Here is a 23764-nt window from a genome sequence, read left to right as displayed (position 1 = left end):
ATTAATATAATAGAGTAACTAGTTATGAGAGGAGGCAAGAACACTTTCAAGCGAATTAAAACTACAGTTAGGAGGTTTTATTAAGATGAAGACAAGACTCATTGCCTTGTTTACTGTCTTACTTATGGCACTGATTTCCCCGCTGGCAGTAAACGCAGAAAATAGCCCAGATACCCACCAAGATATAGAACTCAAAGTAATGTCCTATAATATTGCTGCAGGAGGAGCAGGTAGTAACGGGTATGATATTGACGGTATTGCTAAAACAATCGAAGACTCTAAGGCTGATGTAATTGGATTGCAAGAAGTAGATGTCCATTGGGGCGCCCGCAGTAATTTTGACAATCAAGTAGAGTACCTTGCTGAGAAGTTAGGTATGCATGCTTTCTTTGCTCCAATTTATAACAATGCACCACTTACTGAGGGTGAACCTCGAAGACAATATGGGCTAGCTGTTCTTAGTAAGTATCCAATAATTGAAGCTGTAAATTATGAAATCACTAGACTCTCCACACAAGATGCGGAGCCTGTACCAAGTTTAACACCTGGGTTCCCAGGAGTTCTGATAAACGTTAAAGGGATCCATGTTCCATTTTATGTAACACACTTGGATTACCGAGGTGACCCGTATATTCGTGAGATGCAAATAGAAGACATGCTAAGTATTATTTCTCACCAAGAAAACGCAATACTAGTCGGCGATATGAACGCCAGACCAGACGCACCCGAACTGCAGCCACTTTTTAACAGGTTCCAGGATGCCTGGGCCGCAGCAGGAAACGGAGACGGATATACCTTCCCAGAAACCTCACCAGATCGACGTATCGATTATATTCTCTTATCACCAGACAGGAACATCTCCGACACACAAGTTATCGACAGTACAGCTTCCGATCATTTACCAATAACAACTGAAGTGCTCTTAACAAGAGAAAAATAATTTAACAGGAGTGAAGTCTCAATGAAAAAGCGATTGTTTACAATTCTTTCAAGTTTTCTTCTAGTCCTGATGAGTTTTCCAGTTATTAGTTTTGCGAATAGCTCAGGCTCCCCTACTCAACCCGGTTGGGATGATGGGGAAAAGGCTAAGCATGGCTGGATTGTCAGTAAAATGAATCAAATGACGTTAGAAGAGAAAATTGGCCAATTATTCGTTATTCATATGTATGGCCAAACACCGACAGACCCAAACTTTGAAGATACTAATCTCAGGATGAACCGTGGGGCCAAAAATTTCAAAGAAGCCATTGAGAGATTTCATATTGGCGGGGTGATTTATTTCAATTGGACCGATAATATCGGCTTACCGATGAATGCCGCACAAGTTAATGCACTGTCTAATGGCTTGCAGGACATCGCAATGGAACAGGAATTGCCAATACCATTAATTATCTCTACAGACCAGGAAGGTGGAATTGTGCAGCGGGTTACAAGTCCAGGAACTGTTTTCCCAGGAAATATGGCACTAGGGGCAACACGATCCATTGAATTCGCAGCACAATCTGCTACAATTATGGGTACTGAATTAAGTAGTCTTGGAATTAACATGAACTTTGCACCAGTAGCTGACGTCAACATCAATCCTGAAAATCCTGTTATTGGTGTTCGATCGTTCAGTGAAGATCCAGATCTTGTTTCTGATTTAACAGTTGCCCAAGTAAAAGCATATGAGGAGCAAAATCTAATACCTACAGCGAAGCATTTCCCTGGTCACGGTGATACAAATGTTGATTCACATTACGGCCTGCCAATTATTAACCATGATTTAGAAACCTTGTACAATGTTGATTTGAAACCATTTCAAGCTGCAATAGATAACGGAATAGACGCAATTATGACAGCTCACATCGTTGTCCCAGCACTTGATGACTCAGGATTACCAGCAACACTTTCAAAACCTATCTTAACAGATCTATTACGTGAGGAAATGGGCTTCGATGGATTAATCGTTACCGACAGCCTCGGTATGTCAGGTGCTAATGTCGTTGAGCCCAATCGCGTAGCAGTCGAAGCATTCAAGGCTGGAAATGATATTTTACTCAACCCTCCAAATGTAGAAGTTGCGTATAATGCAATGATTGAAGCTGTGGAGAGTGGTGAGGTTAGCGAAGACCGTGTGGATGAGTCCGTTTATAGAATTATAAAAGCAAAGATGGAAAAAGGCTTGTTCGGAAACCCGAATACTGACCCTGCTGCTATCGAAAATATCGGTACAGAAGAAAACTTAAACAAAGCCACAGAAATAGCAAATAAAAGTATAACACTTGTGAAAAATGAAGCTGATCTATTGCCATTGCAAAATGAGGAAAGCGTGTTTATTACAGGTCCTTCTCTAGGAGACCCTGGTTATCTGTCAGAACTGTTGCAAGACAAAGGCTATGAGGCAACTAGTTACGCTACAGGTACAAGTCCCTCTGCCAGTCAAATTGCAGAAGCAACTGAGCAGGCAGCTGAGGCCGATACGATTATAGTAACTTCCTATACAGCCAACACAAATACAGCCCAACAGCAATTGGTGGAAGCTCTTATGGAAACAGGGAAACCTGTCATCGTAACTGCCATGCGCAACCCCTATGACATCATGGTTTTTCCTGATGTAAATGCATATTTAGCTACGTACGGGAATCTTGAAGTTTCTGTTGAAGCGCTGGCACGCGTACTCAGTGGTGAAATAAATCCAGAGGGCCAATTACCAGTAACCATTCCAGATCTCTATGATTTCGGATATAACCTTAGTTATTAGTCAAAAGAGAGCTGCCCAACTAATGGACAGCTCTCCTTTATTTATTTCTTACAGATTATCCACTTGGTTTTAACTTTAGGAGAAACGCTATTGTGCTTTTTACTATTATTATCTAAATAATGTTAAAATAAAAATAACTGTATTAATCAAAGGGAGTTAGGGTCTATGGAAAAACTCTTCCTGTTTCTTATAATTTTTATATTTATGATGGTCGGAAACTGGTTCGGCTACCGGCTGCAAAAACAAAAAGGAAATACGGCTAGCCAGTAACAATACAAGTGGCTATTTTAGCATTCGTATTTATTATTTTTTAATTTCGAGTTAGATTTCATATGTAAAAACTCAAAAGGCGGGATAAAATGGTTAAAAAAGTCGAGTTAGGTAAGACAGGTTTATACATTCATCCGATTGGGTTGGGTGCTAATAAAATTGGGAAAGAAAATAAAGAAACGAACACGGAGTATGGCGGGGATATTATTGGCTCTGCAATTGAAAGCGGTTTGAATTTCATTGATACAGCATATTTGTATGGAAAGGGACTTTCTGAAGAGATTATTGGAAAAAAGATAAAGGAAAATAAGTGGAGAAACGAAGTTGTGCTAGCAACAAAAGGAGCACATAAGTTTGTTGGAACAGACAGGGTAGTCGATAATTCACCTGAATTCTTAAATCAAACTCTAGAAGATAGCCTTAATCGTCTGCAAACAGATATGATCGACTTATTCTACATTCACTTTCCAGATGACGAGACTCCGAAATATGAAGCAATCGGCGCACTGCAACGACTAAAAGAAGCTGGTAAGATTCGTGCAATTGGTGTATCTAATTTCTCTATTGATCAACTTAAAGAAGCCAATCAGGACGGATACTTGGATGTTGTTCAAGGTAATTATAACTTGATTGACCGTTCTGCAGAGAAGGAATTATTTCCTTACTTACTGGAACATGAGATATCATTTGTGCCTTATTTCCCATTAGCATCCGGTCTATTAGCAGGCAAGTACACAAAAGATACCGTACTTTCTGAAGGTCAAAAAAGAAAGCCACAGTTTCAGGGTAATGAATACGAAGGTCATTTAGCTAAGGTCGAAAAAATCCGGGAAATTGCCAATAAGCATAATGCAGACGTTGCCCATGTTGTCCTGGCTTATTACCTAACCCGCAAACCGGTTGATTCCGTTATTCCAGGTGCACGAAACTCAAAGCAAGTAGTGAATAATTTAAAAGCTGCTGAAGTAAAACTCACTTCAGGCGATGTTCAAATTATAGATCAACTTTATCCTTTGAAGTAATACTTTAATCCAAAAAGACTGACAGTATGTTCTGTCAGTCTTTTCTGCTCCTATGCATCTTCTACAAGTCTCGCTACTTCTCCCCCGCATTTTTTACAATTACCTTTGAGAAGGACACCATATTCATTATTATGCAGTGTATAGTCTACGATAGTTGTCTCAGTGCAATGTGAACAGAACACGTTATTAAGGAGCAGTTCTTGTGCGTCTTTAGGAATCTTAGACCACTTTCGTGCTGCTTGGAAATCAATTACTGACATTTTAAACTTCCCCTTACAGTTAAGTTACTTTTGAAACTAACTATAACATATCTCTTAGATGCTGAAAACTTATCCCTATTTAGGCTTTAGTTAGGTTATACTCCAAATGCTTTTCATAATAATTCTGTTATACTTAAGAAAATGTATAAGAGAATTATTTAGCTCAAACAGGATTAGGTGATCTTAGTAACCAACTTTAATAGAGTAAGGAATGATCTAATTGGCAGAAACACACACCTTTTCAAAGGGTGAGGAAATCGCAAATGCGATAACACATGGAATTGGAGCAGTCTTAAGCATTGCAGGTTTAGTTGTATTAATCGTTTATTCGTCACTCTATGGAAATGCCTGGCACGTTGTCAGCTTCACTATATTTGGATCCACAATGGTTATTCTGTATTTGTCATCTACCATGGTACATGCGCTTCCTCAAGGTAAAGCAAAAGACTTATTCGAAATATTTGACCACGCATCCATTTACTTATTTATTGCAGGAACATACACACCATTTACATTTATTATCATACAAGGTGCATTAGGCTGGACGATGTTTGGAATTATATGGGGACTTGCTATAGCAGGTACCGTATTTAAGGCCTATTTTGTAAAAAAATATCTATTCACTTCGACTATTCTTTACATAGCTATGGGATGGATGGTTACCATGGGCTGGAATCAGATTGTCGAAAATTTAAATATTAACGGACTTATTCTGTTTGTGATTGGTGGCGTTTGTTATACATTTGGGGCTATATTCTATGTTTGGAGAGGTTTTAAATACCACCATGCTGTATGGCATTTATTTGTAATAGCAGGGACTACGGCACACTTCTTTTGTGTATTACTCTTTTTATTGCCCTAACACAGGCAACAACTAGAAAAAAATAGCTATATAATTGTTTTTTGTATTATAATAAAGAAAGTAACAGAAATTGTAGAGGAGACACTTGAATGTCTAACGAGAAAAAACTAAGTATGCAGGAAATTGTTAAGCAGCAACTGGAAAGAAAAAAACAAGCACAAAAAAACAACAGCAATAAAACGAACATGAACAGTTCCAATCACCGCATGCAAAGCCAACAAACAAAGAAACCAAATACCACGCCCAGAAAAATGGGCTAGCACCTAACAAAAGCATCTGCAGCATGGTGATCACTCATCACTTGCACAGATGCTTTCTTTTGTCTTAAAGTCCGTTATTATCCATCGATAACAGGTATATCCTTTTTATAATCAGTTTTTCTCATTTGTCCAAAGCGGTTCTGGTTTGAGGTTTGCGGAAATTTCTCTCCAACCTTAAGCGTAACTATCTTCGGATCGCTTACACTCGTGCCCGTCTCACCAATTTCTTTATATACACCTGTCCTTGCCCCAATGCATTAGTCAAGTTAATTGTTGCCCATCATATTTTGTAATGGTTCGGTTATTTGTTGAGCGTTTTGGTTATTTAGTGCATTTGAAATGGTTTGAGGCAACTTTTGAAATGTTCCATTTTGGACTCCTCTAGTAACCCCATAAATTGCGGCACCAGCAGCTCCGATCGTTAGCAAAGTCATCATGCCACGGTTATTCATTGTATTCACCACCCTTCATTGGATTCTGAAAATACCTTTTCGAATCCATTATAGTTTTTATAAGTCGACCCAAATTATACAGCCCTGTGTTTTCCATTAAATAATATGTATTTGCGTATCTAAATGAAGAGGTTGGGTAAAATGATGAATAAATATTTTTATTCAAATGATGAAGTGTCATTTTTTGATGCCTTAGATCATGACCTATATTAATCCGCCTTAAAGAAGATGGGCAAACATAAATCCCATCTATTATTGGGGGGGCGGGTACATATATCCCTCATAACACCACCAAGGTATAAATTCAACTATATATTTGTTAAGCAAGACTTCTATTAGAAGTAATTACATCAAGTTTTGTTCTAAATTTTTACATAGTATTTCATACTAACAAGAAAACAAAAGTGCTTTTACTAGAAAGGAAAATTAAGTATGCCGTCATTGAATCCTCAAAAGAAAAACGTTATCCTGCTAATGATTGATACATTAATGGATGTTTCCATACAAGCAGCATTAGAAGAAGAAAAAATCCCTGCGTTAAAATTCTTTATGGAAAATGGACAGTATTATCCGGATTTAGTTTGTCCCTTTCCAACTATGTCTGTCAATGTCGACAGTTCGTTATTAACAGGGGTATATTGTGATAAACACAAAGTTCCGGGATTGGTTTGGTTTAATAAAAAGGAAAATAGAATTATAAATTATGGAAGTAGCGGTACAGAGCTATTTAAATTGGGAATAAAGCAATCTCTTACTGATGTTTTTTATAATTTAAATCATGAACATTTAAGCAAGCAGCATCAAACTATTCACGAAACGTTAAAAGATAAGGGGATTCAAACGGCGTCTATTAATGCCTTATTATACAGAGGGAGCAAGCCTGATCAATTGAAAATACCATTTCTCCTATCGTTTATAACAGGTTTAAATAAGGAAATGAAAACGTATATACCGGATTTATTCTCCTATGGATTGTTTCACACACTAAATCCATTAAAAAAGAATACGTACATTTCAAAAAAACATGGATTCAACGATCGTTTTTCAGTAGATGAATTAAATTACCTTTTAAGTCAAGACAAGCTTCCGCCTTTTACCATTACATATTTACCAGATTTTGATCAACGTGTACACAAAAATGGAAGAACGGATAGTAAGGGAATCCAAAAAGTAGACAAACAATTACAGAGAATATTGAACCAATATGAATCCTGGGAGGAGATATTTGAAAAAAATATATGGATTATCCTTGGTGATAATGGTCAGGCAGGGATTGAGAAAAATAGAAAAAAAGCATTAATTCATTTACCAAAGTTGTTAAACTCCTATCAAATTGCAAAGCTAAGAAAAGGTGTTACATCTGAAGATGATATCGTTCTAGGGGTTAACGAGAGAATGTCCTATATTTATTCCCTTAATTCACAAAAGGTACGTTTAGAAGATATAGCAAAAATATTTCAGCAAGATAATCGAATCGATGTCATTGCATTAAAAAAAGGAAAAGTGATAACCGTTTTATCCGGCATTCATGAGGGACATCTCTACTTTCATTCTCAAGGGGACTTTAGTGATGATTATGGACAGTCATGGTTTATAGAAGGGAATTATGACATACTGGACATCGAAGTAAATAATAAGAAAATCAGCTACAAAAATTACCCGGATGCCCTAGCGAGGTTACATGCTGCTTTTCATTCACATGATGGTGATTATGTGGTAGTAAGCGCAAAGCCCGGCTATGAATTTAAGGCTGAGGGTTCTCCAACACACGTCGGAGGTGCTAGTCATGGGGGATTGCATAAGCAGGATTCACTTGTATCGATGATTATCAGTGGTACGAATTCCGCCCCCAATCATTTACGTACAATAGATTTGAAAGCTTGGTTTGAGTTGTTGGTGCAATAAAAAGAGAGTAGTAGCAAAAGCTCAAAGTGGTGGTCTACGTTGACCTTCCTTTTCTCCTGAGAGGTATAGGTTATAGGATTTCGACTCTATTGCTACGTCCTTGAAAAGGAAATACATTTTTTGCGCGGAAATAACCTGTTTCCAACAGAATATCAGAGTACAGTTAGGGTTGATGGGATAATCATTATTTTAAATGGGGTAGTACCAATGATTTCCCCGTCACCATGCGCCGTCATGGGGACATTTGAAGTAATATTCAGCTCCTTTGCTTTTAATGTAGTAATACAGGAATGGTAAATATGTTTTCCTTTAAAAACAGACGGGAAAATTCGTAAAAGCTTCCACCTTGAAATTCCTTTAACAATACAAACATCAAAAAGTTGGTCGTTATTTTTAGCATCAGGACAAATCATCATTCCTCCTGCATAAAATGGTGAGTTGGCAATTGCAATTAACCATACATTTTGATGTGTGGTTAGCTTCTGATCAAGATGTAAATCAACACTCGTAGGTTTATAATAAAGCAAAACTTTCAATACATTAATAATGTAGGAGATGCTACCCATTCTAGTTAAATTCAACACTCTTTTATTTTGGGAATTATTTGTTTCCTGTGCCACCTGTCCATCAAAACCTACCCCAACTATTGTGGCAAAGAATTTATCGTTAATGCGTCCAACATCAATAACCTTCCGTTCATCTTTCAAAATACGTTCTAATGCTTTATTGTATTGAAGTGGTATACCCATACCTCTGCAAAAATCATTTCCTGATCCTGCTGGAATAACTCCTAATGGTATATCAGAACCGACTAGTCCGTTAATTACCTCATGGACCGTACCATCCCCGCCTACCGCAATAATAGCCTTCACTTCTTTTTTTTGTACCATTTCCTGAACTAATTTCGTAGCATGATTAGGTTGTCGTGTATACAGTATACGATAACGAATGCATTTTTCCTGAAGTGTGTTTTCGATATGATACGCGATTTTCTTAGCTCTTCCACTACCAGAAGATTTATTTACTATAAAACAATACATTTTCATCACCTATTATGAAAGTTTTTATGAATCTTCCTGTTCTTTATATATCAACAATCTCAAAAATATCTTCCCTTAAGGGATAAATACACGGAGATGATGTGGTAGAACCTTAAACTCCATACTATTTACTTGAGATTGATCACCATCAAGATTTACCATTAATGATTCAGGTATTTTAAAAGAACCCGAGTTGATTTGGGTATAGTTTATGGTGGAAACATTGTCTGTAATATGTAAAATCTTTGCGAGTAAGGCTAAAAGCAATTGAAAGCGATTCGTTTTTTTACAAGTAAGAAGGTGGAAATAACCATCATTAAGGTGTGTTGTCGTATTGATAAGTCGTTCTAATGGTCCAACAGAATTTCCGTTCATAATTAAAAAAACAGAGAGATCAGACAGCTCCATATGAGGAGAAACACGAATTGAAATTTCTCCAGGTTGTTTTGCCAGCAGTAATGTTTTTATAAAGTACAGACTATAAGCAAACTCACCAAAGTATGATTTAAGAAAAGGTGAAGTTTTATATGTAATATCTGTTAACCAACCCGCTGCTGCAATGTTGGCAAAGTATTGGTTGCCAAACTTCCCGATATCAACGGTTTTTGTTTGTCCTCTTTCGATAACAGATACGGCTTCTTTAATGTTAGTAGGAATTCCAATAAATTTTGCAAATTCATTGCTAGTACCAAATGGGAATACCCCCACTTTTGGTCTATATGCTTGCTCCGCTACATATTGAAGTGTGTGGTTTACCGTGCCATCACCACCTGCAATAAAGATGGTATCCCATTTGTTTTCACACGCTTCTTTAATCGCGTTATCATGGTTATTTAATTCCATGGATGAATAGACCGTAACTTGATAACCAATTTCTAAAAGTTTTTTTAATAAAAGATCCAAATTTTTATGGTTTTTCTTCTTCCCCGAAACAGGATTGTAAACCAACAAAGCTTGTTTATTTATAAAAAAAACCTCCTTTTAACAAAGGCGCAAGCGCCCGGTTTTAGTCGGCCTTCCTCATCCGTAGCGAATCGATGTTAATTTATCGTAAGGAGGAGCCGGACGTAGCTGTTTAATTGTAAGAATTAATTGCAGCCAAAAATTTTATGCTTTCCTGTTTTCAAAAATCACTCTCGCTATTGTTTGTTTGAAGTTCTCTAATTTTATTCATGACATGCAAGGCGAGCGTAGAGTAGTCGGATATATTTAAATGGTTCACATTTATTTTTGACCCGATTATAATCTTTACCGGAGTTCGATATCCTTTTTTTACTCCAACGATGGCAACGGGTACTATTGGAACATTCGTTTTACATGCAAAAAAAGCAACACCTTTTTTAGGTTGAATAATCTCTCCGTTCTTACATCTTCTCCCCTCTGGAAAAATCCCAAAGACTTCTCCGCGGTCAAGAACCTTCAAAACATTACGGACAGGTCGTATTACAATACCCTTTTGGCGATCAATGGGGATAGCATGGATCTCAGAAAAGAAATATTTACATAACCTGTTGCGAAATAATTCTACTTTTGCCATAAAATGAATTTCTCTTTTTATTATACAAGATAGTAGTATGGGATCATAATTGCTACTATGGTTAGCTGCTACAATAAATGCTGTATGTTCCGGGATATTTTCCTTACCAATAACTTCAACCCGAAATTTTGAATGTATGAATAATTTTGCAATTGGCTTTACTATTGCATATAACATGTTGGACGATTCTCACCTTTAAGTTGTTTGTTAGTAAATACAATTTTAATGATTTGTTTGTTCGAGTATCCTTTAAAATCTGCAATGCGTTCATGTTTAAGTTCTATGTCTGTCCCAGTAAAAATCATTGATGTGAGGTAATCTTCTTCATGTAAACAGAGAGATCCAATACGGACAAATTTCCACTTATTCCCCAATTCTGATGATAGTGATCGGTATATTGTCCATTCGCTTAAAATGTAAGTTCACTATCTGATTCTCCAAATAATACATGATTCCTCTGACCGTCTTTCCAGGCTACAAAACCAATTCTAGGATCTTTGATAAAATGTGAAATCATTTTTTGTTAGCAGTGAAGCTATCATTAAATCCCAGTCCTTGCCAGACGTTATTGTGTCTATTATTTCCAAAGTTGAATTGCGATAAACTTGCCATTGATAATAATTCGGTCCTTTTACATTAACTGTATAAGTAGATAGGTTCCATGTTGAAATTAATTTCGGGATACGCAGGTTATGCCGCTTTTTTCTACGATAGTATGATTGAGAATTTTTAATCCATTTACAGCATTTTTAAGTAACTTGTATATAAAAATTATTTTTGTAAAAAATAATGATTAGACATAGAACATCTGATGTAAATTAACATCTATAAGAAAACAGACCAACAAAGGCGTAAAGCCCGGTTTTTGTCGGCCTTCCTTATCCCTAGGGAGCCAATGTTGAGTTAAATTACGGCGGTGAAGGAAGTCTTACTAGTCCCTGGGCGCTGGCCGGTGATAACGCCACATCCTTTAAAAAGTAGGTGATTAAACTTTGTTAAGAGGTATCACTGCCAACATAAATCAATTGATTCAGGCGTTAATTGATTTTGATTATGATGAGGCCCTGAAAGAAATGGAAGAAAATAAGTCAAGTAGTAATCAAGAAAACCCTTCTTTAAATGATGAAAAGTAAGGGTTTCAATTTTATGGTCAAGTCATGAATAAATAGAAGTCTACTTGGACAACATGGGGTTAATTAGTTGTTTAAGGAACAAGGTGATATAGATTGAAAGAGTTGCAATTCGATTATACGTTACCACGCTATGCTTTTAGTAAAGTAGCAGGGAGATTAATGCCTTCCCAATATTGGAATTCAAAGTTTTCATGTTTACGAGTTGGTGAAGGGCCAGAACCAGAGCTTCCGAATGAGGAATGGGTAAAGGTGAAAGTGAAATATGGTGGTATATGTGGCAGTGACCTTAATCTCATCTTTCTAAATGATAGTCCATCTGCTTCGACGTTTGCTTCATTTCCTTTTACCATTGGTCACGAAATTGTTGGGGAAATTACTGGAGTCGGGTCTCAGGTATCCCAATTAAATAGTGGGGATCGGGTAGTGATTGACCCAATTCTCTCATGTGAACCAAGAGGTTTTTCAAATCTGTGTCCTGCATGTCGCGAAGGTCATTTCAGTTTATGTGACCATAAAGCGGAAGGGAATCTATCACCCGGATTACTAATCGGTTCCTGCCGTGACACAGGTGGTGGCTGGAGCTCCTATCTGGTTGCACATAAAAGTCAGGTATTTAAACTCCCTCATGAAATAGAAGATTTAAATGGAGCCATGGTTGAACCTTTTAGTTGTGCCTTACACAGTGTTTTGCAGAATCCACCAACTAAGGAGGATACCGTCCTTGTTATTGGAGGTGGAGTAATTGGGATTTGTATTATTGCAGCTATTCGATCCCTTGATATAGATTGTAAAATTGTCGCTTTAGTTAAACATAATCTCCAGGCCGAGTTTGCTCGTAATTATGGGGCAGATGAAGTTATTTTTTTGCGTAAATCAACGTATACTCATGATTTAGCAAAATCCTTTAATGGCAAGGTATTAAAGCCGATATTTGGGCCGGAAGTAATACAGGGTGGTGCTGATATTGTCTATGAGTGTGTTGGTAGAAAGCAAAGTATCAATGATGGACTTCGTTTTTCAAAAAGTGGTGGAAAAGTCGTTCTTGTAGGACTTGCCGGAATTATGGACGGTATTGATTGGACGGCGATATGGCTGAATGAGTTAGAGATTAAAGGAAGCTTTGCTTATAGTACAGAGGATTATCAAGGAAAAAGGGTAAGAACGTTTGATATTGCGATCGAATTAATGCGTCTTGGAAAAGTTGATCTTTCGCCATTAATTACTCATCGATTCCCTCTTGAGGATTATAGAGAAGCTTTAATTACAGCTTCAAATAAAGGTACTCGAGCAGCAATGAAAGTGGTATTCGAACCACAAAATAAGGAGGAATAAAAATTGAATCAGTTTACAATAGCAGGGGACATGAAAAGTCCTTTTCTTACATGGTTTATTGAAGGATTAAAGCATAAATTTTCGACAGAAGGATACGACTATTGTCAGGAGCCGGTAGATAATATAAGAGTTGTATTTAATATACTTGACCAGGAAAAGCCGCGTCCATTTCGCCGAAAAGCACAAGCAACATTTGTCGTTTCGATCATCGAGAGACATCTAGATAAACGGGAGAGCCAACCTAGCAATACGTTTGAATCTGCCTACCCTTTTTTAATAAGATCCTTGTCAAATCACTTAATTTATATTCTACATAATCATAGTCAAACAAATATTTATTTTGTTACACCTGAACAAGGCTTTTATAAACTAGAGTATGAAAATGGGGAGACGGAGTCCTTCTTCCAAAAGGTTTATGAAAGGTTGGAACCTGTTGCCTCTTCTCAATTAATCATTAACAATGAATTTAACGATGATCTCCATGAAAGTTTATGGGGTGGAAATCAATTCACAAAAAAAATGTACTTATCCGGTAAGAAATTGGATGATATGAATTTGTTGCCTGCCCCGTTTCCTTTGGAAAATTATTTGACCTCACGTGATATGAGGCAGTTGAAAAGATTATATGGAATCGGTGGTTTGAGTTATGGTAACCTGAGCAGCAGGGAAGATGAAAAAAACTTCTGGATGAGTGCAAGTGGTGTCAACAAAGCAGATATGCGAAATGTTGGACAGGATATTTTATATATAACTGGATTTAATGCGGGGAATAACGCAATGAAAATCAGCGTTCCACCTAACATTACTCCAAAGAGAGCCTCTGTGGACGCGATTGAACATTGGATGATTTATAAGGAACACCCTAATGTTGGAGCGATTGTTCATATTCATGCGTGGATGGATGGTATAGAAGCAACAGAGATTAATTATCCTTGTGGAACCATTCAATTGGCTGAGGCGGTATCGGAGCTAGTGCGCAATGCTGATGATCCTTCGAGGGCCGTCATTGGATTGAAGAATCATGGTCTTACGATTACAGGTCATGATTTGGATGATATATTTGAACGTATTGAAGGAAAGGTCGTTTCACAAGTACCTATGGTCTAACTACATTTCCACGCAAGGCTGATTTAATCGAACTTGAAAAATTTGGTTTTTCTTTGCCATCACGTTGTAGAAATAATGCGACCCATTACTATTTCAATATGCACTTCTTGAACCAGATGATGAAAATTGTGCCTTGGTGAAAATTCAAGTCAATAGGGTTGTGTGAACATTTCTACACGTAGCTGACAGCAACTCTTCAAAGCCAATTGGATATGGTTTACGTTTAATAATCTAGGAGGGGTTATATGGAAACTGGTATTGGAGCGATCAACCCAGTTGTGATCGAACTCGGTCCGTTACAACTTCACTGGTACGCTGTTATGATCCTTTCTGGCGCACTTCTTGGTCTGTGGGTTGCCACACGCGAAAGCGAGCGGCGCGGTCTGCCGAAAGAAACCTTTGTCGATCTCATGACTATTGGGATTCCAATTTCGATTATATTTGCACGAATTTATTACGTCGTTTTTCAGTGGGAATATTATGTAGATCATCCCGGACAAATTATTGCTATCTGGAATGGCGGACTAGCTATGCACGGTGTATTGATCGGAGCTGTGTTGTCGATGATAGTATTTGCAAAGCTGCGAAGCATTTCATTCTGGAAGCTTGCCGACATTTTAGCACCAAGCCTCCTTTTAGCCCAGGCAATTGGCCGCTGGGGGAATTTTATCAACCAGGAAGCCCACGGAGGACCGGTGACGCGAGAATTTCTTGTGAATCTGCATCTACCCGATTTTATCATCAATCAGATGTACATAAACGGGACATATTATCATCCTACATTTTTATACGAATCTTTATGGAATTTTGCAGGTTTTATTTTGTTGATACTACTCCGCCGTACAAATTTAAGACGGGGAGAGTTGTTTTTAATATATATCATGTACTACTCGTTCGGTCGTTTCTTTATCGAAGGTATGAGAACGGATAGTTTAATGTTAACGGAAAATTTAAGGATGGCCCAATTTATTTCCGTCATACTCATTCTAGCATCGATAATTATTATTTGGTGCCGCCGTAAAAAAGGATATGCAGATATACGCTATTTAGACAATAGTGTAGGTTAACGTGAACCCCTTTTCGCATGGGAATACAAAAAGGGGAAAGTATATCGGTTTACATACATGCGTTTACCATATAGGAGCTACTAGAATAGTATATTATCCGCCTTCCAGACTTACTTCAGGCGACACTGGATTCAGATATTTTTTAGCCATATCCACCGCACTTTCCACGTGAATATAGCCCCATAGATCATCAAGTGTCGGATGGGAAGTAGCTTTTAAGATGCTTTTAATATCATTCGGACTAAGATTTGGATTAGCCTCTAACATAAGGGCGATTACTCCAGCGCAAATAGGTGTTGCCATCGATGTGCCGGATAGTTGAATATAGTTTACATCTGTTATCTGCTCAGGTAATTGTGTTTCCAATGCAGACCCTGGTGCTAATGCTGCTATAATATTTGTGCCTGGTGAATAGATATCTGGTTTTACAAACGTGTCAATGGTAGGACCTCTGCTTGAATAATCCGCAATAACATCATCCGCTCGCTCTAAGGTATCCTGATCATCTGTTGACCCTACAGTTATTATAAATGGATCAATAGCAGGAGTACTTATAGTTGAAGCTGCTGGGCCACTATTTCCTGCGGCTGCACAAACGACAATGCCATTATGCCAGGCATCTTGGGCTGTTAGTGATAATGGGTCATCTCTGAAAGATTCGTATGCTGGGGCGCCAAGCGAAAGGGAGATAATTTTTATATTATATTCTTGCTTGTGATCGATACACCACTCAATCCCCTCCATAATTGTTGATAGTCTTCCACTACCATTTTCGTCTAAAACCTTTAGACCGATGATTAAGGCATCTGGGGCAGGTCCGACATACTTCTGGTCTGACATGTGGCCATTTCCAGCAGCATCACCTGCACAATGGGTCCCATGACCGTTGTCATCATAAGGGTCTTCCCGATCATTTACAAAATCCTTAAATGCCACAATTCTATTCGTCGGTTTTGTAAAGTCTTCGTGTGGGTAAACGCCTGTATCAATAATCGCCATGGTAACATCTTTTCCTGTTAAACCCTGTTTTTCATGAACGGTTGTAGCTCCTATTTGTTTACTCGCTACATCAAGAAAAGCAGTTACGATACGGTCATAAAAAATACGTTCTACTGCTTCATGGTCTTTGATATGTTTGATCATGCCCGGTGTTAAGTGACCATGTGCACCATTAACACTGCGCAGTTCTCTATCTAGTTTGTTATGGGAATCTGTATTGCAGATTTGAATGAGGTCGTCTTTCTTTTCTTTTTCGCAGTTCTTTTTGAAGTATACGATGATAGGTATTTCTCTATGACTCGTTTCATCCGGGTCGTCTTTCCGGTTGACCCGTAATTGTTCCACCAACCCTGGATCCAGCTTCCGGCCAGTATCTTCAAACCATACTCTTTTCCTGTTACTCATTTTTCTCCTCCTTATAAAGTGTGGATTCCATCAGAGGGGGCTTATCCCTACTGATGGTTAGCTGAACGAATCGGATATTTACGGAGTCATACCACAAGGGTATGAACAAGGGCTCCCCACCTATCATTTTCCGTTTGGTTTAATGCCCGTTCATACGGGATAAAGTGTGATTCAAAGTTTGAATTTTCCCTCAATTAAAGTATATCAATCTGTTGCATAAGGAACAATCCATCATCTTTACTATTTTTGATAGCAATTTATCAGAGTCTATTGAGGTATAATGAACTATGTGTGAGAAATCTATCAGACAATGTTCCAAAAGTTTTAATTTGATATGTTTATCCTGCTTACCAACGCATGATATTTAGTAAAAACAACAATGTATTTTTGTTAATGCATTTTAACGTCTTGTTCTTTTATAAGAAAACAATCTACGTTAACTACATAAAAATACCATAGTGGAAATCACCATGGTAGGGGGAAATCATATACTTTGTATCCTTTAGATCATATCGTATTGCATTCAATTACTCGCATCCCAAAATAATAATTACTCTACATCGATTAAAAACACTCTTTCATTAAAACCACCGCGTTGTTCCGCCTTCTTTTCACGGATTACCTCCAGCTCTTCGACCGTACTGCCATGTACTTTTGTCAGTGCGTGAATTAATTCAAGCATATCAGCCAGCTCTTCCAATGCATCCTGGTCATTATCAGCGGCTAAATACTCCTGAAGCTCTTCTTTTGTTTTCTTTTTCAGTTCTTCGACATAATCTTTATCGGAAAGAGTAGTAGTATTCGCTTCTTTCCCCGTCATAGCAATCATTGCAGGTATTCTGTCACGGATTAGTTTATTGTATGTTGGCATAATAATTCTCCTTACATATTGGTTAGTTCTTGTTACTATACATACTAGGATAAGTATTGTGTATTTTAAAGCATAACATTTCTTGGCTTACTTATCATTAAGTTCTATTCTGTTTCCCATGAAAAAAATACGAATACTATCTATATTCAAGACCATTATTCTAACTACAAAAACAAAGGAGCGACAACCTAATCTGGATGTCACTCCTTTTTTTTTACATTACTATTACGAAGAAACAGGGTCTTCTGAAATCAAAATAGCCTTATCCTTCTTAGACACTTACAGGTTCTTCTACTCTTAATTCTCTAAATGCACCGCTCCAAGAGATAACTTGGTCAAGCATTTCATTTGCATTAGCTGCATGGTAATCAGCAGGTTTGAAGACACTCATGTTTTCAAAGTCTGTCATGAGTGAGAAGTTTACTGCTGCACGTACGTCTGCAACTTGCAGTTCACCTAAAATTAGACGAAGATTTTCGTGTGCACGTGTACCACCCAAGCTACCATAACCTACAAAGCCAGCTGCTTTGTTGCTTACTTCTGGTTTCAAGTAGTCTAGTGCATTTTTAAATGCTCCACCTACTGCATGATTATATTCTGGTGCAATAAAGATATAACCGTCGAATGAAGCAATTTTTTCTGACCAACCTTTAATAGCTGCTTCTGCTTCTTGTTGTTCCGCTTCTGGAATAGCTGCACCCAACATTGGAAGTTTGTAGTCTGCAAGATCGACCACTTCATACTCCACATTATCATTACGTTTCGTAGCAAAATCGTATGTCCAGTTAGCAACAGCTTCCCCGTTACGACCTTGACGAACACTTCCAAGTACAATTCCTATTTTTAAGTTTGACATGGTTTCTCCATCCTTCTTAGGTGATCTACCAAATAATTTATCTAAAAAGCCCATATGGCACCATCCTAATTTCTAGTATTTACGCATTAACTGCGATTTTTTCTCTTACTTTTTTTAATGCACCGCTCCAAGAGATAACTTGGTCAAGCATTTCATTTGCATTAGCTGCATGGTAATCAGCAGGTTTGAAGACACTCATGTTTTCAAAGTCTGTCATGAGTGAGAAGTTTACTGCTGCACGTACGTCTGCAACTTGCAGTTCACCTAAAATTAGACGAAGATTTTCGTGTGCACGCGTACCACCCAAGCTACCATAACCTACAAAGCCAGCTGCTTTGTTGCTTACTTCTGGTTTCAAGTAGTCTAGTGCATTTTTAAATGCTCCACCTACTGCATGATTATATTCTGGTGCAATAAAGATAAAGCCGTCGAATGAAGCAATTTTTTCTGACCAGCCTTTAATAGCTGCTTCTGCTTCTTGTTGTGCTGCTTCTGGTACTGCTGCACCCAACATTGGCAGATTGTAGTCAACAAGATCAACCACTTCATATTCTACATCGTCATTACGTTTTGTAGCAAAATCGTATGTCCAGTTAGCAACAGCTTCTCCGTTACGACCCTGACGAACACTTCCAAGTACAATTCCTATTTTTAACATGATAATTCCTCCTGTAGTTACATTTGATATGAATTCGTTTATTTTGAATTCAATATTTCATTTCAACATAATGTATAGTAACATCCTTAAAAACGAAAATCAATCTATATGCTTATTTTTTATCATAAAGTAATAAAAAGTAATTAACAAGTTGAAAGGTTTTACCCAAACAATCAGTCTGTTAATCTACCTCTACTACATGTTGTGCTAAAATAAGACTAACAAGCACGTAGAAGGGTAAAAGGAGACTAGAGCACTGGCACTTTCTACAAAAGGGCAGCTGCTTGAGGAATTTGATGCAGATATACTGCTTTTAGATAAAGAAACCTTAGAAATTGAACATGTACTTGCTAATGGGCAGCACATGATTAAGAATTCAGAAGCAATTGTAAAAGGTACATTTGAAGATTAACCATTCAGATAGGATGTGTTTACATGCCAACCAACCGTTTGCCAATGTTAATTCTTGTAATGAGCTTATTGTACATTTTCATCGTACCTCCTGAACCATTTATTTTTAAGCTTTTCTTTAAGCTAATCCCAATGACGATGATTATTTTATATGCAGTGAGGCAATCTCCTAAGAAAAAGTCGCTTACACATTGGCTGATTATCATCGGTTTATTTTTCTCCATCATTGGAGACGGAACATTACATTGGTTCGTTGTAGGCCTGACAGCATTTCTCATCGGTCATCTTTTCTATACAGTTGGTTTTCTGACACAGTGGAAATTTTCGATGATTCGCTTTGGGATGATTCTTCCTATTGGAGTGTATGGGTTTTACATAGGAAGAGAATTGCTCGCTTCCTTAAACAGTACTGGAAATGAAGGATTAATGATTCCAGTGCTCCTGTACATTATCACCATTTCACTGATGGCCTGGTCTGCAATTATGACAGGGAATAAGTGGGCAACGTTAGGAAGTCTGTTGTTTGTTGTTTCGGATTCGATATTGGCGTGGAATATGTTCGTTGCTCCTGTAAACTTTTCTGGTGAACTTATTATGATTACTTATTATAGCGCGCAGTTCCTGATCGCACATAGTCTCTGGTCAATTGTGAAGGGAAGTAACAGAATTGTTTGGTAGCTTTAATAGGGGGAGAGTGGGGGTCGTTCCTGTACTCTCCCATACTTAGTTATCCCAATTCCAAAAACTCACTTCATCCACTTTTAATTCCCCAACCCACGATTCATTCTTGAGCTTTAACACTTCCTTGGTTGGTCCAGTTATAACTACTCCATAATGCTGAAATCCACTTTTTTCAAGATAGTCAATTCGTTCAGAAAGCTCTAATTTCCCAAAAACAAGATTATTCACTTTACGTTCATGGTCTTTTAGAAAATATAAGGTTTTTAGAAATTGCTGTTGAAGAATTCCCTCTTCTCCCTCCTCGTAATCCGGGGATGAATAAGACTCCGAGACTATTTTACTGCCAAATAGCCCTTTTTCTTCTTCCCTGGAATTTAATATCATGTCTTCCTCATGCCAAATAGGAAAGCTTGGAAAGCCAATTGGATCAAGGATTACTCCATCATTAAATTCATTGTTTGCCTCTAAACCAGTATCGACTGCCAGCCAAGTCAATCTAATCTCTTTTCCTTCCAATAACTGAAAAACTTCATCTGTTTCCAACAGCTCAGCAAAAGAAACATGCGCTGAAACGACAGTGCCTTCAGGAAGCTTCTCCAACTTATTCCAGTCCGACCAGTCCCCCACCTCTGACCCGGGATAAGAAAAAAAGAAATTGTTCTGGGAAGGATCTCCATAGTATTCTCGCTCTGGGTAGCCCATCATGGAAAAGAAGAAATTTATTTCCATCTCGCCAACTTTTTTCGTTTCATTCCCCACCCCTTTCTGGATATCTCTCGTTGCTTCCAGACCAAAATAAAGCTTGGAATTTGTACTCGTATTTCCCATATATCCGTAAGGTTCTGTAACTGTCAGCGTATGGTCAATAATACTCCTGTATACATCCAAGCGATCCGGCGATCCCCAAGAGTAGTAAATGGCAGTTAGTATGGATGAAACAATCGTAAATAGAAGGAATATTCCCAATGCAGTTATAGCTGTCTGTAGTCTGGCCTTCCATTTACCTCTTCTTAAAATTTTTTGCTTCTTTTTTTCGTTAATAGTGGTACCATTACTTTCAATTGTTTTAGTTTCTTCCAGAAATTCCTGATAACTTTCCAGCTTTTCCAAATCCTTTTCAAATTCTGCTAGTTCAGCTTCAGGTAGAGCCCCTTTTTCATAGGCTTCTAATTTCTTTTTAAATTCATCGCTCATCTTTCCCCCGCCTTCCTTCGCCTGATTGCCTGTCTGCCCCGGAAAAGTAATACCTTAAAATGAGGTTGGGACACATTCATGACCTGTGCCGCTTCTTTGTATGATAATTCGTGAAAGTCATGTAATAGGACTGCATGCTGATGCTTTTCTGGTAATTCTGCCAACCTATTAATAATCTCTTTCACATCGTCTTGAATCACTAAGGTATCTATAGCCGCCCGGTTCCTGTCAAATAACGTCATAAAAAAGCCTTGTTCCTTAACAATAATTTTCTTATGCTTACGGTAATAGTCTATAAATGCATTTCGTGCCACTGTAAATAACCAGGTTTTTACGTTTTCTCCTTCGTAACTTTCAATATAAAGGTGAGCCCGAAAAAATGTTTCCTGTACCAGATCCTCTGCTGTATGATGATCATGACAAAGAGAAAGGAGAAAGCGATAAATATCATGAAAATAAGCTTTATACAAGTCATCTATATTTTCTTTCATTTGCTCCTCCCCTCCTTAATAACACGGATAAGAATCAAAAAGGTAACAACAACTTTAAAATAAGGTTGTTTTTATAACCAGTTGTTGATGTGAACCGTGACGTAGACATTGTGAGGAATAACCAGAAAATAAAAATAAGCACCTGTTTTCAGACAAATGCTTCATTGCTATCCTTCAGAAACTGCCGGAAGATATCGGAACTTAGTACCGGTTATTTATCTTTCCTTTTCGCTCTTAAATCCAATAAGTACTGATAACCAAAAGCTACCAGCAATCCCGTCCAAAAGACGAAGGTTGAAGACAATGGCTCCCTTACTGAAAACAGGGAGTAAGTTTGATTTATGAATAACAGCAGCATATAAGTATAAAAGCCAAGTACTGCTCCTTTTTTCCAATTAACAACCTCAGATTGGGACATATTTCTAAAAAGCTTCATCTGCAAACCCCCGGGTATTTTTTATATCTTCCTTAATACATAATTCCATCTCGCGTATGTGTTTCTGCTAGAAAAGCAGGTTCTGGATCAAAGTAATCTTCATTATAATGAAAATGAAAAACACCATCCTGCACGTAACCCGCTCCCCATGTCGGGTCCATTTCCAGCCAATTACCGTCGACATTTACTTCTACCCAAGCATGACGCTCACCTGCATACCCTTCCACATAATGTGACTCCATTCCAATTGCCCGCAATAGAGCTGTCGCAAGAAATGCATAATCCTGACAAATACCAATACCTGATTCAAGTGTGGTTAATGCACTGTCCCCGATATTGAACGTATCATTTGCAGCTTTTTCCACATCATAAGCGACATGCTGTGTAACATATTGATAGATTGCTTTTGCTTTCTCCCGGTCACTTTCCAGCCCAGCTGTAATTTCTTCAGCTTTTGTAACAATGGTTGGGTGATTGGACTCTATTCCTCTCGATGGAAGCAAACCGCGCTCATCTGCTATATCTGTGACCTCGTGCTGAACTCTGGCTACACCCTGATAATAAAACATGGATTGATCCTGTTTTTCATTATCTGGGACATTAATCGTCACTTCATAATTTCCAGGACCAAACCTAAAATAAGCCAGACCATCAAATTGATAATCTTTTACGGGAATAAGATAACCCGATTCCTCGTCATCTTTATTCACACTTACCATGACATACGTGATATCATCTGCTCCTGGAGCGCTAGGATCTATTTCTCCTGCAACACGATATTCCTGTTTATTCTGGATTGATACCGTATCCCATGCTGGTTCATGAAGAGTAACGCCACGACTGACGTACTGATTGAATTTCTCCATCTCAGCAAACGTCATCTCTATCTGATTGTCTGCGTAATAAGATGCAGATTCATAATACATCTGATCGTCCTCATTAAATAATTGGACTCGGATAACGTGGATACCTTCTCCAAAGTACAATGGGATATCTCCGGTGAATCTACTCTCCTTAATAGGAAAAAGAATTTGTCTGTTTTCATTATCCTTCTCTACCTGAACAAGAACCATTTCTCCTGCATGATCTGCTGGCACAGTTCCTTCGATAGATACACTTCCTTCAGAACTTTCTATTCCCCGCACAGGATTGGTCATTTGAAGGGTGTGCTGTATACCAAACTCCGTATACTCTACCTCCCGCTTGATAGCTTCATCCTGATTAACTACTTGGAATGAGGCTGTTTCATAATATTTCCCTACTTCATCCGATTTGTTGCTCGGCACCCTCACACTCACCTGATAATTTCCCGCACCGTGATGGAGCGTCATCTGCTTTGAAAATGAACCCTCTTGTAGATCTATGTAGTATGTAAAGTCGCTTGTTTCAAGCTCTTCTATTGCTTCCTCACGCGTTATGACTACCCATATATAGTCACCACTCAAATTATCCGCTTCTATCTTCCCCTTGATATCCACCTTTGTATTCGCATTAAACTTTTCCTTCTTTGGTGTTGACAACGAAAAGCCTATTTCCTCAGCATAACTGGTTAGCTGTATATCGGCACTTTCGATTTCTTCTGTTGCCACCCCATCTAGCGCTCTATCATCCTTTACCTCTTCTATAGGATCATCGTTAGAGCAGCCAGCTATAACAAAACCCACTATCATAAATAGTACAAGACAAATTCGTTTCACATCGGCACCCCGCTTGTTAAAAATAGTTACTCCTATCATACTATGAAACCATGATATATGAACATAGAACAAAAG

25 protein-coding genes are annotated in these 23764 nt (G+C 38.0%); 11 read left to right on the top strand and 14 right to left on the bottom strand.

All coding sequences use genetic code 11. The features are described from left to right. The first annotated feature begins 85 nt into the window (after nucleotides 1-85). The 3 genes from QGM71_RS10575 (at nucleotide 86) to QGM71_RS10565 (ending at nucleotide 4035) form a co-directional block, all read left to right on the top strand. Nucleotides 86-940 carry an endonuclease/exonuclease/phosphatase family protein gene (locus QGM71_RS10575; protein WP_327607513.1) on the top strand — a complete coding sequence of 285 codons (855 nt, stop codon included), beginning with the start codon at nucleotides 86-88 and terminating at the stop codon, nucleotides 938-940. 21 nt (nucleotides 941-961) lie between these two features. Further along, nucleotides 962-2743, top strand: coding sequence for a glycoside hydrolase family 3 protein (locus QGM71_RS10570; RefSeq protein ID WP_327607512.1), 1782 nt, complete (start codon nucleotides 962-964; stop codon nucleotides 2741-2743). Nucleotides 2744-3102: 359 nt separating this feature from the next. Further along, the gene (locus QGM71_RS10565) at nucleotides 3103-4035 is read left to right on the top strand and encodes an aldo/keto reductase (protein ID WP_327607511.1); all 933 of its coding nucleotides are present in this window, start codon (nucleotides 3103-3105) and stop codon (nucleotides 4033-4035) included. Between the two features lie 50 nt (nucleotides 4036-4085). Here QGM71_RS10565 and QGM71_RS10560 read toward each other — a convergent pair whose 3' ends face one another. Beyond that, complete coding sequence (locus QGM71_RS10560) at nucleotides 4086-4295, bottom strand: hypothetical protein (protein ID WP_327607510.1); 210 nt, start codon at nucleotides 4293-4295, stop codon at nucleotides 4086-4088. Between the two features lie 220 nt (nucleotides 4296-4515). Between QGM71_RS10560 and trhA the strand changes: the two genes are divergently transcribed. Further along, nucleotides 4516-5157, top strand: coding sequence for a PAQR family membrane homeostasis protein TrhA (gene trhA, locus QGM71_RS10555; RefSeq protein ID WP_327607509.1), 642 nt, complete (start codon nucleotides 4516-4518; stop codon nucleotides 5155-5157). Between the two features lie 89 nt (nucleotides 5158-5246). Beyond that, nucleotides 5247-5417: a hypothetical protein gene (locus QGM71_RS10550; protein ID WP_327607508.1), complete on the top strand. Its 171-nt coding sequence runs from the start codon at nucleotides 5247-5249 to the stop codon at nucleotides 5415-5417. A gap of 77 nt (nucleotides 5418-5494) precedes the next feature. Here the strand turns inward: QGM71_RS10550 and QGM71_RS10545 are convergent, their stop codons facing one another. Beyond that, the gene (locus QGM71_RS10545; RefSeq protein WP_327607689.1) at nucleotides 5495-5671 is read right to left on the bottom strand and encodes a YjzC family protein; all 177 of its coding nucleotides are present in this window, start codon (nucleotides 5669-5671) and stop codon (nucleotides 5495-5497) included. A gap of 12 nt (nucleotides 5672-5683) precedes the next feature. Continuing rightward, the gene (locus QGM71_RS10540; RefSeq protein ID WP_327607507.1) at nucleotides 5684-5869 is read right to left on the bottom strand and encodes a hypothetical protein; all 186 of its coding nucleotides are present in this window, start codon (nucleotides 5867-5869) and stop codon (nucleotides 5684-5686) included. Between the two features lie 432 nt (nucleotides 5870-6301). On the opposite strand from QGM71_RS10540, the gene QGM71_RS10535 reads away from it, so the two are divergent. After that, complete coding sequence (locus QGM71_RS10535) at nucleotides 6302-7774, top strand: alkaline phosphatase family protein (RefSeq protein ID WP_327607506.1); 1473 nt, start codon at nucleotides 6302-6304, stop codon at nucleotides 7772-7774. Nucleotides 7775-7926: 152 nt separating this feature from the next. Here the strand turns inward: QGM71_RS10535 and QGM71_RS10530 are convergent, their stop codons facing one another. From QGM71_RS10530 to QGM71_RS10520, 3 genes are all read right to left on the bottom strand, one after another. After that, entirely contained in the window at nucleotides 7927-8814 is an 888-nt protein-coding gene (locus tag QGM71_RS10530) for a diacylglycerol/lipid kinase family protein (RefSeq protein ID WP_327607505.1), read from the bottom strand. Between the two features lie 75 nt (nucleotides 8815-8889). Beyond that, nucleotides 8890-9762, bottom strand: a complete 873-nt coding sequence (locus tag QGM71_RS10525; RefSeq protein ID WP_327607504.1) for a YegS/Rv2252/BmrU family lipid kinase — start codon at nucleotides 9760-9762, stop codon at nucleotides 8890-8892. A 175-nt stretch (nucleotides 9763-9937) separates the two neighbouring features. Then, the gene (locus tag QGM71_RS10520; protein ID WP_327607503.1) at nucleotides 9938-10528 is read right to left on the bottom strand and encodes a lysophospholipid acyltransferase family protein; all 591 of its coding nucleotides are present in this window, start codon (nucleotides 10526-10528) and stop codon (nucleotides 9938-9940) included. 815 nt (nucleotides 10529-11343) lie between these two features. Between QGM71_RS10520 and QGM71_RS10515 the strand changes: the two genes are divergently transcribed. The 4 genes from QGM71_RS10515 to lgt all read left to right on the top strand — a co-directional run bounded on the left by QGM71_RS10515 (nucleotide 11344) and on the right by lgt (nucleotide 14990). Continuing rightward, a complete protein-coding gene (locus QGM71_RS10515; RefSeq protein WP_327607502.1) occupies nucleotides 11344-11484 on the top strand; it encodes a hypothetical protein in 141 nt (46 codons plus the stop codon). A gap of 93 nt (nucleotides 11485-11577) precedes the next feature. Continuing rightward, nucleotides 11578-12816, top strand: coding sequence for a zinc-dependent alcohol dehydrogenase (locus QGM71_RS10510; protein WP_327607501.1), 1239 nt, complete (start codon nucleotides 11578-11580; stop codon nucleotides 12814-12816). 3 nt (nucleotides 12817-12819) lie between these two features. Continuing rightward, complete coding sequence (locus QGM71_RS10505; protein ID WP_327607500.1) at nucleotides 12820-13923, top strand: class II aldolase/adducin family protein; 1104 nt, start codon at nucleotides 12820-12822, stop codon at nucleotides 13921-13923. A gap of 245 nt (nucleotides 13924-14168) precedes the next feature. Then, nucleotides 14169-14990: a prolipoprotein diacylglyceryl transferase gene (gene lgt / locus QGM71_RS10500; RefSeq protein WP_327607499.1), complete on the top strand. Its 822-nt coding sequence runs from the start codon at nucleotides 14169-14171 to the stop codon at nucleotides 14988-14990. A 93-nt stretch (nucleotides 14991-15083) separates the two neighbouring features. Here lgt and QGM71_RS10495 read toward each other — a convergent pair whose 3' ends face one another. The 4 genes from QGM71_RS10495 to QGM71_RS10480 form a co-directional block, all read right to left on the bottom strand. Then, a complete protein-coding gene (locus QGM71_RS10495) occupies nucleotides 15084-16394 on the bottom strand; it encodes a S8 family peptidase (RefSeq protein ID WP_327607498.1) in 1311 nt (436 codons plus the stop codon). Nucleotides 16395-16944: 550 nt separating this feature from the next. Next, nucleotides 16945-17265 carry a nucleoside triphosphate pyrophosphohydrolase gene (locus QGM71_RS10490; protein WP_327607497.1) on the bottom strand — a complete coding sequence of 107 codons (321 nt, stop codon included), beginning with the start codon at nucleotides 17263-17265 and terminating at the stop codon, nucleotides 16945-16947. A gap of 271 nt (nucleotides 17266-17536) precedes the next feature. Beyond that, nucleotides 17537-18175: an NADPH-dependent FMN reductase gene (locus QGM71_RS10485; RefSeq protein WP_327607496.1), complete on the bottom strand. Its 639-nt coding sequence runs from the start codon at nucleotides 18173-18175 to the stop codon at nucleotides 17537-17539. 25 nt (nucleotides 18176-18200) lie between these two features. Further along, nucleotides 18201-18779, bottom strand: coding sequence for an NADPH-dependent FMN reductase (locus QGM71_RS10480; protein ID WP_327607495.1), 579 nt, complete (start codon nucleotides 18777-18779; stop codon nucleotides 18201-18203). Nucleotides 18780-19214: 435 nt separating this feature from the next. Between QGM71_RS10480 and QGM71_RS10475 the strand changes: the two genes are divergently transcribed. After that, nucleotides 19215-19868: a lysoplasmalogenase gene (locus QGM71_RS10475; protein ID WP_327607494.1), complete on the top strand. Its 654-nt coding sequence runs from the start codon at nucleotides 19215-19217 to the stop codon at nucleotides 19866-19868. Between the two features lie 45 nt (nucleotides 19869-19913). Here the strand turns inward: QGM71_RS10475 and QGM71_RS10470 are convergent, their stop codons facing one another. From QGM71_RS10470 to QGM71_RS10455, 4 genes are all read right to left on the bottom strand, one after another. Beyond that, nucleotides 19914-21065 carry an anti-sigma factor gene (locus QGM71_RS10470; protein ID WP_327607493.1) on the bottom strand — a complete coding sequence of 384 codons (1152 nt, stop codon included), beginning with the start codon at nucleotides 21063-21065 and terminating at the stop codon, nucleotides 19914-19916. Further along, nucleotides 21062-21556, bottom strand: a complete 495-nt coding sequence (locus tag QGM71_RS10465) for a sigma-70 family RNA polymerase sigma factor (protein WP_327607492.1) — start codon at nucleotides 21554-21556, stop codon at nucleotides 21062-21064. The genes QGM71_RS10470 and QGM71_RS10465 overlap by 4 nt, the downstream gene beginning before the upstream one ends. Nucleotides 21557-21767: 211 nt before the next feature. Next, on the bottom strand, nucleotides 21768-21992 hold the full coding sequence (locus QGM71_RS10460) for a hypothetical protein (RefSeq protein WP_327607491.1): 225 nt from the start codon (nucleotides 21990-21992) through the stop codon (nucleotides 21768-21770). A gap of 32 nt (nucleotides 21993-22024) precedes the next feature. Further along, entirely contained in the window at nucleotides 22025-23689 is a 1665-nt protein-coding gene (locus QGM71_RS10455; protein ID WP_327607490.1) for a transglutaminase domain-containing protein, read from the bottom strand. Nucleotides 23690-23764: the final 75 nt, after the last annotated feature.

The organism is Virgibacillus tibetensis, from assembly GCF_036026595.1.
Lineage (GTDB): Bacteria > Bacillota > Bacilli > Bacillales > Amphibacillaceae > Virgibacillus_P > Virgibacillus_P tibetensis.
This window is presented reverse-complemented; position numbering and strand designations above follow the sequence as displayed.